This is a genomic window from Chamaesiphon polymorphus CCALA 037 (genome assembly GCF_003003845.1).
GTDB classification, from domain to species: Bacteria; Cyanobacteriota; Cyanobacteriia; order Cyanobacteriales; family Chamaesiphonaceae; genus Chamaesiphon; species Chamaesiphon polymorphus.
Map to the genome: position 1 here is coordinate 1 of NZ_PVWO01000143.1, position 12,018 is coordinate 12,018.

Below are 12,018 nucleotides of genomic sequence, written 5' to 3' on the forward strand. Positions count from 1 at the left end.
GGGTGAGGGCTGCCTGGGTTTGTGGAGCTAATTTGGTGTAATTAACTTTGCGGCGATCGAGATTAGACGAAAGCAAAGTTAGCCGCAGTGAGAGTCGTAGTATCTACACCAGTTAAAGTGGCGATCGTGTTACCACCGATGGCGATATTGTTACCAGTCCGAGTCAAGTCAGCAAACTTCAATGAAGAACCGCTAATGCCCAAGACATCGGTACCGAGTTGGAAATCGATGACAGTATTGGCACTAGCTGGAGCTTCACCATTGAAGATCCAGAATTGGTCGGCACCAGCACCACCAGAGAGCGTGTTACCGCCACCGTTACCAGCAAAGAAGCGATCGTTACCTTCGCCACCGAGAGCGCGACCATCTTTACCGAGGAAGATAGTATCGTTACCAGCACCGCCAGAAATGCGGTAGCCGCTAGCATCGGATGCTTCAAACAGATCGTCGCCAGCTTGACCGAATGCACGATCGTTATTAGCAACAAAAATTGTATCGGCACCGCTACCAGTGTCAACACGGTTGCCACTTGCGAGTACGCCAGCAATTGCGCTATCGACAGTATCGTTACCAGCACCAGCAAAGACGCTATCGTTGACACCATCAAAACCTTTGGTAACGCCAGCTTCGATCGTATCAGCACCGGAGGTACCGCCAAACAAGTTAGATCCTTGAATGAGGTTCGCTTTAGGCGCGATTAGGAGAGATAATTGACCGCCTTCAACGAGGTTTTCAGCATCAGTTTTGGTGCCATCGTTATTACCATCGACGTTAGTAGCCGAGATAATCGAGCCACCACGGACACTGTGAGCCTGAACGTCAACCACAAACAGTTCGCCCGGTTTGGCCCCAAACAATTTGGAAACATCGAGAATACCAGAAGTTTCCCAGTTACCGATATCAGTTGGGGCAGTATCGGTTTGACCAGCAGGAACGGCAGAGCGATCGATCTGCGCGATCCGAGTTAGAGTGTTAGCAGGATTGGCTGCACTAGGATCGATGCTGAAAATCGAAGCTTCAATGCTACCAAAGGTAGAAATCGATCGATCTTCGTTGATGTAGATTTTGCCATCATCAGCCCAATCGAGGTTGTCGGGGCTACGTAGACCTGCGGCCTGTTTCCCTGCGTCATTGCCATCATAAAGGATGTCAATTTTGGCGGTGATATTGCCAGCAGTGATGTTATTAAAATCAACATCAATTTTGTAAGTCGTACCCCAAATATCGGCTGAAGCACTGTTACCAGTAGAAGCAAGTACGACCTGAGTACCATCAACTGGGTTGGTAGCAACGTCTTCTGGTCGAGAGAACTTGAAAGCTTTAGCAGCTTCGGCTAGTTCATCCTGTTTAGCTTGGGTGACAAAACCCAGAGCGTCGTAACCAGCGGTATTTGCCTTAGTAGGATCGTAGTAAGCAATTTCGACAAATTTGCCGTTTGTGCTAGCACCGCTACCCTTGAACTCACTAGGGCTACGCTCGATCGCATCGGTAGCACTATTAGCATCATCAGCAACCCAGACAAATAGTTTGCCTTTAGCTAGCCCGTTCCGATCTAAGAAACTGCCATCACCTTTAGCATTCTTGTCGCCGACATAGAGAATTAAAGGAGCATTGCTACGATCGTCGCCAACGATAAAGGCAACTTTATTAGTGGTTCCGGTGTCGATCTCGGTAACGTTTTCCCATGCGGCACGACCGAACCAGGGTACTGCATGTAAGGTGTTAGTTTTGGTATCTAATGCAAACTGACTACCGCCGTTGGTTTCTTCGCCAGCAAAATAAATGCGATCTACCAAGCCCTTGCCAGTACCAAACTGATTTGCTTCAACCAAAATCCCCGAACAGAAGCGATTGATCGCACCAAATTCTAGGTCTGTGGTTGCGTCTACAACTTCACCAGCACGGTTGATGATGGTGTCATAAGCTAGACCTGCGTTGGTAACTTGGAAAGTACGTTTGTCAACATCAAAGTAACTAACTCGTGCGCCAGGAAGTTGGGTACCGTTTTTGAGAGTGTATCTATAACCGACTGTATTGCTTAATTCACTATTGACGAGTACCCGGACGGTTGTGTCATTGAGTGCGTAAGCTCCAATCCCGTCGAGGATACCAGGAGGAGCATAGTTACCGACTTTATCACCAATAGTGACGAGGGGATCGACAGTCCAACCATTTAGACCTTTGATTTGAGAAGGCTGTGTTGTATCGAAAGAAAGGCTGTCCATGAGTTTTTCCAGTAAGTATCTAGCGAAACAGAATTTTGGAAGATTGACTGTTATGCAGTATCGACTGTTATGTAGTTTGGCATTGTTTTTCCAACGATGCGAGTATAATCGATCGCATCGGGCTGCTCGGAACGTTAAGATTTTTTATTAAGAATCGAAAAATCTAATCTTTAACTACTGGTTAATGAAACTGCCTTATTTCTTAAATTAAAGATAACCTGTGAGCGATTCTCATTCTGAGAGGCTACGCCAACGGATCGATCGGGACGATTTTGGCTTTGACGCGCACCTTTTCTAACGCCCGCACCAATCGTTGGGCTTGATGTTGATACAGCGGAACATTCAAAGTTCCTGGTAAATTTTCCATCAAATCTCTAGCGATCCGCAGCGAACAACCAGAGATGCGTCCGATAATATTTGCCCCTTCAAAAGTAGATTCTGCGGTCATCGCTAGCTCGACTTCCACATGCCAAGTTTTAGGGTGTCGATCGCCGATATCGATCCGGCGCAAACTCTCTGTCGTTGCCAAGACTACCAATCGATCGCCATTTGCCAGCAAGATATCGTCGGTAGGCATTAAGCTGGCGGGATTGGGGCTGCGATGGTGCAAAATCGGCACTACGCCGTAACCATAGGCAATATCCGCTAATAGCAAGCGATCGAGGGTGTCGCCTGATTCGATCGCGTATTCAGTGACTAAAATAGTCTGTCGATCGCTGTGAAATAGATTCAGGATATTTTCACCAAATGCCGCTCCAGCAAACACTTCTGCCGATACCGTATGCATCCCCAACACGCGGGCAGTTGGTAGCGTTTTCGTCAGATGTTGGCTCAAGCGTTGTCCCGATGTCCGAATCACCAGATCGAGCTGCGGATCGATCGCTTGCACCATCAAGGCAACTTCGAGATTGAGCATTTCATCATCGGTGACGATAATGACGCTTTTGGCGGTTGGGAGATTGGCTTGCGCCAGGGATTGGGCTATATTACCCGTAATTATTGGCAGATTTGGCAAGATCGTGCTGTTGAGATCGGGCTGCAATGTCACGCCGACGACGGATTGCTGCATCTGCTGTAGCCACAGAGCGACTTGTTGCCCGACTCGTCCCAAACCCACGATGACGATGTGGTTCTGTTGCGGTACGGGCGGTCTTTGCTTGACAAATTGAAATTTTGATGATAGCAGAGATTCGGTCAGAACTGCATACAATACGCCCACGAAGGCCGTGCCAGCCAGACTCAAACTGAGGGCGAAAGTTTGGAGCCACCAGGGAATCGTCGAAATTTTCTCAAAGCTGCCAAATAGATCGCCATAGCCCCCTAAGAGTAAGATGGCGGAGGCATAAAATGCCGACACCCAAGTCGTGTTTGGATAATATTGACGAAAGAGGACGGTAGCGATCGCTAGTAACAACACGACAATCAAACAACAAATGAGAGCCACGCGGCGGACTTGTTGCTGAAAGTTCGATCGCCAAAACCGCATAAATCGATCGCCAGCGCGGCGCGCCCAGCGATCGAGTATGGCAACGAGTTGAGGTTGTTTGGTTCTTCTACCAGTGGCAATCGGTCGATCTGGGGTCGCGTGCAGTGAAAATCGATCGGCAATTTCGATATAAGTAACTACATCGCCATCCGTAACTAGATCTTCAAACTGCCATTGGTAGAAACCTAAATCGGTTGCCGAGCCGTTGTGGGCGAGTAGCTTTTGGCTGCGCGTATTAATTTCGTGCAGCCGACGAGCATTGCACCACGGATGGTTGGGACTCATGCGTTGGCGCACGACCCGCAACCAATAACCATCTAAATTAAAAAAGCCGACGGTATCCGTACCCAGTGCGGCAATAGCAAAGGAGTGAGCCGGAAGTTCGATCGGTTCGTAGGCGATAAAATTGCCGAGTTGTTGGCTTAATAATTGATTGAGATTGGTTTTTGCCGATCGCACGACTAGCCGCGTCTGCGGGTTGAGTTGACGGATGGCTAAAGCGATTTCGGCATTGACGCCTTCGTTACTAGTCACAATTAGGGCGGCGCGACAAGTTTGGATTTGGGCTTGCGCTAACACATTATTTTCCCGGCAATCGCCAATAATCAGATCGTCTAATAAATTGACTAAATTCGGCACTTCCCAACTTTGAGGAGCTACCTGTTCGATCGCCACGATCTTTACGCCAAATTGCTGAAGAGCCAATACGCAGTGTTGACCGAGACTACCCAAACCACATACCAAAAAACGATCTAATTTCATGCGCTTTGTGCCGATCGAGTTTTATTGGCGTTACTGGGTTGCGGTACGCTCTGCCACTTAGCGAAACTTGTTAGTCCCTAAAACCTAAAGCCTAAAGCCTAAAGCCTAAAGCCTTCCTATACCCCATTCCAGCAATACCTGTTTGGTCTAAGTGTAGTTCGGCAAGATTGTGGATGAATGAGAATTCTATAACAAAATTGTTTCATTTATCGAGATATTATCCAGTGGGACTAGTAAAAGTCCACAGTTGTCAAATTTGCAACAACCCGATTTCCCTGTCCGATCGCCACATCCGATCTGTAGGGCTGTGCTTTTATGCCAGCCTTCTAGATTCGGAAGAGACAAAGATGGTCGCTAATTGCCAAATCGACTCGATCTTGACTGTGGCTCGATCTCGTAATGATGTAAACATTTAGCTAATGAGGTCTTGAAATGGCTGTTCTATTTAATGGTGCTACTACTTATACTCAAGACTTTAATAGTCTGACTACTTCAACAGGTGCTAATACCTGGACTAATGATTCTACGTTACCTGGATGGTCTCTTTTCCGTCAGCCAACTCCTGGAACTGCTATTACGACTTATTCAGCAGAAAACGGCAGTTCTGGTACTGGCAGTTTTTACAGCTATGGTACTACAGGTGCTCCCGATCGAGCTTTAGGCGGACTGGGTTCGGGCGGAACCTATTTTGGCTCTCCAGCAAGTGGCAACGTTGCTGGCTGGATTGCTTTTGCTGCTACGAATAACAGTGGCGCGGCGATTAACAGCGTCAATATTGGTTTTGATGGAGAACAGTGGCGCAATAATCTTAATCCAACGCCACAAACGATGGTGCTGGAGTACGGATTTGGCAATACTTTTGGGGCGGTTCCTACTTGGACGGCTCCAGGCGGGAATTTTAATTGGACTTCACCTGTCGCAACTACTGCTGCTGCTGTGATCGATGGTAATACTACTGGTCTGGTTGCCAACCGAGGTGGTACGCTCAATACGCTGAACTGGTCGAATAACAGCACTCTCTGGGTGCGGTGGATCGAAAATAACGATGGTAGTAACGATCATGGATTAGTGATCGATAATTTCTCGCTGGCTGCTGTTCCAGTTCCTAGTCCTACCGCCGTTCCCGAACCTGCTGATTTTATGGGTAGTATCGTAGCAATGTTAGCAGCAGCGATCGTTATCAAACGCCGAATTGCCAGTAAATCGAGAACATTATAAATTTTAGCAGTTGGACTATCGCACAAACGGACGTTTCTTTAGCGTCCGTTTTGCTCGGTGCGATCGATAAGTTAAAGAACGGAATATTGCACGACAAACTTTTGACATTCCTGGGAATAATGAAGTTATCAAATTTAGAACACACTTATCTGTAAAACAATGAAAAAATTCACGATCGCGACATTATTAGGAATTACGACAGCAACTACTGGAGTCACACTGGTTGCGCCTGCTTATGGGGCATCTTTTACCGGATCGTTAGCCGATGCCGATGCGATCGCTTCCCTGCCATTTACTTCAACTGGCGCGCCACTAGCATTTAAGTCTTTTAGCTACAATGGCGGCACCAACGCTGCGGGAAGTGTAATTCCGGCGGGGGGATTTAGCCCACGGCTGACAATCTTCGATTCTAGCGGTAACTACTATACCGATGGATTAAATGAATACACTGCCGTGGAAGATTTAAGCTTTACAGCTACATTTTCACCTGGAAACTATCAAGCAGTCATCAGTGCAACTGGCAGATTTTTTGACTTTCCCAATAAAACAAACATTTCGGAAGGTTTCGATGGGAGCGGTGCGTTTTTCGGTCGAACTGCAAATTATGCGGTGGATATCGTCGCGGTATCGTCCGCCACTGCGGTACCAGAACCTTCGAGTCTCATTGGCACTACTCTAGCTGGATTGGCTGCATTTAAATTAAAACGTAAATTGTCATCGAGCAAAAAGTAAATCTAAGTATTATTCAAGATTACGCTAGATCTAGTATAACGATTTCGATCGTTGATAGTGTTACTAAAGTCAGTCTTTGCCTACGGCACGCTACGCGAATGGAGACTAAAGATTTTATTTCCCAGGCTCTGCTTATTCCAAGCTGTGAAAACAGTTTGATGTCTATATAAAGTTTCGATTTAGTCTTGCTAAATTTCCAGAATCTCAACTTGCCGAGCTAGCAGTGGCGTGGCAAGCCTGCAATTTTCTTTCCAATTGAGAAGCTTAAAAAACCTGTAGAGACTTATCACAATGAGTAATATTTATCATGACTTAGCGGCTGGCGCATTTACCCAAAATTGGAGTAATGCAGGTCTAATTACGGCTAATGATGATTGGAGTGGTGTCCCCAGTATTATCGGTTATCGCGGCGATGGTTTAACCTCATTAGCTGGAGTAGACCCCCAAACTATCTTGGCTGAAGGTACACCAGTAGTTGATGTCAATGCCAATCAAACTAATCCTAATACTTTTAATACTGGCGGGGTGACTGAGTTTGCCATTACCGATCCAGTGGTCGCGCTGACTGGTTCTAATACTGCTCAAGCCCCCTATCTGCTAATCCACCTCAATACCTTGGGTGTAAACAATGTCAATGTTTCGTTCAACCTCCGAGACATTGACGGATCTGCTGACAATGCGATCCAGCCCATCGCCGTCCAGTATCGAGTAGGTACTTCGGGTAATTTTACTAATCTTCCGGCTGGGTATATCGCTGATGCTAGTTCTGGCCCCAGTTTGGCAACTCAGGTTACCCCCGTCAGCCTGACACTTCCTGCTGCGGCAGAAAATCAAGCTCAAGTCCAGTTGCGGATTATTACCACCAATGCCGCAGGTAACGACGAGTGGATTGGGATTGACGATATCAATATTGCTTCAGGAGGCCCAGTTGTCGTTCTGCCAGTAGTATCGATCGCCGCCACGTCTAATGCTGCTGAAGCAGGCACGGCTAACGGTAGTTTCCGAATCTCCCGCACTGGTGATACAACTAATGCGTTGAACGTTAACTACTCTGTGAGCACGGGTGCTGGTCAAGCGACCCCTAGTGACGACTATACTACTTTACCTGGTACTGCCACGATCGCGGCTGGCAGTTCATTTGTAGACGTACTTGTCGCTCCAGTCGATGATGCGATCGTCGAAGGTGATGAAGCCGTCACCCTCACTCTGTCCCCATCAGCAGGTTTCACGCTGGGGACTGCGACTGCGAATGTGACGATCGTCGATAATGATACTGTTGCACCCTCAACTACCAAAATTAGTACGATTCAGGGTTCTGGTACTGCGGCAACAGCAGGGACATTTACGATCGAAGGTATCGTCGTCGGCGACTTCCAAGGCACCGGACAACTCGGAGGCTTTTATCTCCAAGAAGAAAACACTGATGCCGATGGCAATGTCGAAACATCAGAAGGGATTTTTGTCAACTCCCTCACGGCAGTTAATGTCGGCGACAAAGTGCGCGTCACGGGTACCGTTGCCGAAAATGCAGCGACTCCCTCCTTTAACCAAGCGATAATTACGCCCTCCACAGCAGCCGATGTTAGCGTCCAGGCGACCGGACAACAGGCGTTGGTGACTCCTACTGCCCTAGATCTGCCGATCGCTACCGTGGGCGATTTAGAACGCTATGAAGGGATGTTAATTACCATCCCCGAAGCCCTGACCGTTACTGAAGTCTTTAACTTAGGCCGCTTTGGGGAAGTTTCCCTATCTGCCGACGGTCGTTTATTCAATCCGACTAATATCATCGATCCTAACGATGCACCAGCATCGGGTACGAGTTCGACAGGGAATAGTAATGTTGCGGCTGTCACCGCCCAACAAGATCTCAACAATCGCCGTCGGATTATCTTAGATGATGGTAGCAGCTCGTCCAATCTCCTCGATGTACCCTATATCGACACCACCGATGCGAATCCGAATAACGACACCCTCCGCATCGGTAGCACGATCGGCGGATTGACTGGCGTGCTGGGATTTGGCTTCAGCAACTACCGGATTCAACCCACGCAAGCCCCAGTCTTCAACTACGAAGCGCGTCCGGCGTTGCCCGATGTCGGCGGTGGGATTAAAGTCGGTAGTTTCAACGTCCTCAACTACTTCAACGGCGATGGTGGGAGCGGTGGCTTCCCGACTTCGCGGGGTGCGGATACGACAGTTGAGTTCGATCGCCAGCGAGCTAAGATTATCTCAGCCATCAAAGATTTGAATGCCGATGTCGTCGGTTTAATTGAGATGGAAAATGATGGCGATGGTGCTAATTCGGCGATCGTCAATCTCGTGAATGGCTTGAATGCCTCGATCGGGTCTAACACCTACGACTACATCAAACTGGCAAATACCACTGGTAGCCCCGGTACTGATGAAATTAAGGTTGCCTTCATCTACAAGCCTGGTGCCGTTACACCCGTCGGTAATGCCGTCTATTTCAACGATTCCGCTTTTAATACCGCTCGTCCGCCATTAGCACAGACCTTCATCAACAATGCTAGCGGCGAAAAATTTACCCCGATCGTCAATCACTTTAAGTCTAAAGGTTCTAGTGCTGGCTTACCAGGCGATAGCGACCAAGGCGACGGTCAAGGCTTGTCGAATGCCACCCGCAAAGCCCAATCTACCGCCCTACTCAACTTTGTCACGCAGATGCAAACCGCCTCTGGCGACAGCGATGTGATGGTTTTAGGCGATCTCAATGCCTACAACGAAGAAGACCCGATCGATATCCTCCGTGCTGGCGGCTTAACCAAGCTGAATACTACGAGCGATTCCTTCGTTTTTGACGGTCAGACAGGCTCCCTCGACCACGCCTTGGTAACATCTAGCCTGCAAGCGCAAGTCACGGGTGCCGCCAAGTGGAGTATCAACTCCTCAGAGCCGATCGTTTTAGACTACAACGATGATGTCATCTCGTCAGGTGAAAATACTGCCGAAGACCGCAACGATACTAGCCTCTACCAACCAAATCGATTCCGTTCTTCCGATCACGATCCAGTACTAGCTGGACTAAACTTAAAGCCAACTGGCGGCAACGCTGGAGCCGACAACCAAGTCGGTACCAATGGTAGCGATACCCTCTTTGGTAATACTGGTAATGACATCATTAATGCTGGCGGCGGTAATGATTTTATCGTCGGCGGTATCGGCGTCGATCTACTCTTTGGCGGTGCTGGTAACGATAATTTTGTTTACTATGGTGCCAACGAAGGCTTTGACAAAATCAATGACTTCGTGGCAGGACAAGATCGATTTAGTATCTCCCGTTCCGGTTTTGGTATTAATGATGCGGTGGGAGTCTTAGATGCTTCCCGATTCACGATCGGATCTTCTGCATCCACAGCCAATCACCGATTTATCTACAACAATAATTCTGGCGTGTTATCCTTCGATGCCGATGGATCTGGCACTAGCAACACGCAAGTCCGCATCGCTCAATTAGTCGGCATCCCTGCTTTGACTAATAATAGTTTCTCGTTGTTCTAATTAGTTGCAATTAATAAAAACAGGAGCAACTTATAAATTGCTCCTGTTTTTTTATGGTGATTTTACCTACCTGCTCTCAACACCTGTTCTGCCGTTAGTTTTAAATCTGGAAAGGTGAGAGAGACGATCTCTCGATCGCCCCGAAGCTGCTGAATTTCATACTCTCCATTCACTAGCGTACAGATTGACAATGTTGGCTGTTTGGGCTTACCAATATGCCGCGTACCACCTAATCCTGCATAGTCTGCAATCCAATATTCAGGAATACCTAAAACTGCATAGTCTTCCACCTTACGGGAATAATCATTTTGCCAATTGCTACTAACCACTTCCGCTACAAATTTAATCGAACTGCCCAAAGTTAGAATCGACTGTTCGGGCCAAAGCATTTCTTGAGAGAGTTCGTTTCTATCTATTACTGCAACATCAGGTCTAAATGCCGTTATCCCAGCGTTATCAGGGCGTAATATTCCCCGTTGAAGGACGAACCAAGGTAATTTCGCTGCATCAATTTGGACACAGATCTTTGTAGTAATGAAAGCTGCAACCTCTTCATGCGCTCCTGTTGGTTCCAAGTCGAATACCTCTCCATCGATTAGTTCATAGCGATTATTTCCACCATAACTAGCGAGAAATTCGTCAAAACCGATCGGCTTCTGCTGTAACGGTTGCTCGATTGTAATGGTCATAAGTTAACTTAGCCAAACTAATATCCCAATTTTACCAGATCGATATGCAATATATGTGTAACATGGTGAGTTCCGGCGGCGGCTGGACGAATGTCGAACTAGTCATTCCCAGCGGTTTGGAAATCGAATCCACATTCCGCTAGTTCGATCGCCTAAAAAATAATAAGATGCAGAATCCTTTCGTATCAGCCTTTCTAACGATTTAGTCTCTTTTTCGCGATCGATGATACATTCTCAATAGTCTTATCCTATTGAGAATGCAATCGCTACGATCCAATGGCTTCGTTTTAATTATTTTTCGATCGCCTGGACTAGCGGAATGTGGGATCGAACCATGACGAAACAAGGTTTCTGACGTGCTAACGCGCTGTTTAGTCTTCACGTCAGCGTAACCGTAGCGTTTGGCAACAGGCGTTGTCAGTTCCAGTAACTATGCTTTCCACCCAGCCGCTAGCGCGATGAGAATTGAAGCCCCAAAAGCGTAGCGATACCAAACGAAAATCATCGTATTTTTAGTTTTGAGATAATTCAGTAAAAAAGCGATCGCAATATATGAAAAAATAAAAGTAGAAACCATTCCCACGGCTAATAATGGAATAGGCAACTCATTCTCCTTAAAGATTTTCAAAGCTTTATAGAGAGTGGCGATCGCTAGTGTCGGCAAACCTACTAAAAAGGAAAATCTAGCGGCAGTTTCGCGCTCCAATCCGAGAAATAAACCAGCAGTCAAAGTCGAACCCGATCGAGATGCGCCAGGAAGTAAGGCGATCGCTTGTGCCAAGCCAACGAGCAGCCCATCTTTGATTTCTAAGCCCTCAAATCCGCGTTTATGTTTGCTAAATCGCTCGGCAGCAAAGAGTAAAGTTGCCATGACGATCGACATAATTGCGATGATCTGGGCGTTGTCTGGCAAGATATCTTTACCCAAAAAACCCAGGATGAGTGCGGGTAAAGTTCCCACGATAATTCCGGCGAATATTTTGACATTAATATCTTGCCAATCTTGGCGAAGCAGTCCGCTGACACCACCGCCAACTACGGTAGTAAGATCTTTCCAAAAATAGATTAAAACAGCTAAAACACTACCAAATTGAATTGCATCGGCATAATCTTTTTGACCGAGCTGTTGCCAACCAAAGACTTTAGTCGTCACCAATAAGTGAGCGGTGCTACTAATCGGTAGAAATTCAGTAATACCTTGAACTACCCCTAAGATCGCAGCTTGTATGATATTACCATCGGCAACAACCGCAGCGGTGCTAGTAGCTGCGGGTTGAGCTACTACCGGAATTGCTGAGATCGAGCCAGCAGCGATCGCTCCCAATATGATGAGTGAAAATTTGGTTTTCGATCGCATAGTCATAATTTGAGATAGAAATGGGGG

Annotated in this window: 7 protein-coding genes; 3 read left to right on the forward strand and 4 right to left on the reverse strand. The window is 47.2% G+C overall.

Translation table 11 applies throughout. From position 1 onward, the window contains the following. Positions 1 to 62: 62 nt before the first annotated feature. Both C7B77_RS12845 and C7B77_RS12850 read right to left on the reverse strand, forming a co-directional pair. Positions 63 to 2,225: an alkaline phosphatase PhoX gene (locus tag C7B77_RS12845; protein ID WP_106305119.1), complete on the reverse strand. Its 2,163-nt coding sequence runs from the start codon at positions 2,223 to 2,225 to the stop codon at positions 63 to 65. A 244-nt stretch (positions 2,226 to 2,469) separates the two neighbouring features. Next, entirely contained in the window at positions 2,470 to 4,473 is a 2,004-nt protein-coding gene (locus tag C7B77_RS12850) for an NAD-binding protein (protein WP_106305122.1), read from the reverse strand. Positions 4,474 to 4,905: 432 nt separating this feature from the next. On the opposite strand from C7B77_RS12850, the gene C7B77_RS12855 reads away from it, so the two are divergent. The 3 genes from C7B77_RS12855 (at position 4,906) to C7B77_RS29230 (ending at position 9,945) form a co-directional block, all read left to right on the forward strand. Next, the gene (locus C7B77_RS12855) at positions 4,906 to 5,691 is read left to right on the forward strand and encodes a PEP-CTERM sorting domain-containing protein (RefSeq protein ID WP_106305125.1); all 786 of its coding nucleotides are present in this window, start codon (positions 4,906 to 4,908) and stop codon (positions 5,689 to 5,691) included. 159 nt (positions 5,692 to 5,850) lie between these two features. After that, the gene (locus C7B77_RS12860) at positions 5,851 to 6,423 is read left to right on the forward strand and encodes a DVUA0089 family protein (RefSeq protein ID WP_106305128.1); all 573 of its coding nucleotides are present in this window, start codon (positions 5,851 to 5,853) and stop codon (positions 6,421 to 6,423) included. A gap of 291 nt (positions 6,424 to 6,714) precedes the next feature. Further along, complete coding sequence (locus C7B77_RS29230) at positions 6,715 to 9,945, forward strand: ExeM/NucH family extracellular endonuclease (RefSeq protein ID WP_146138304.1); 3,231 nt, start codon at positions 6,715 to 6,717, stop codon at positions 9,943 to 9,945. Positions 9,946 to 10,007: 62 nt separating this feature from the next. Here C7B77_RS29230 and C7B77_RS12870 read toward each other — a convergent pair whose 3' ends face one another. Continuing rightward, positions 10,008 to 10,634: a Uma2 family endonuclease gene (locus C7B77_RS12870; RefSeq protein ID WP_106305131.1), complete on the reverse strand. Its 627-nt coding sequence runs from the start codon at positions 10,632 to 10,634 to the stop codon at positions 10,008 to 10,010. A 430-nt stretch (positions 10,635 to 11,064) separates the two neighbouring features. Next, positions 11,065 to 11,997, reverse strand: coding sequence for an undecaprenyl-diphosphate phosphatase (locus tag C7B77_RS12875; RefSeq protein WP_106305134.1), 933 nt, complete (start codon positions 11,995 to 11,997; stop codon positions 11,065 to 11,067). Between the last annotated feature and the right edge of the window lie 21 nt (positions 11,998 to 12,018).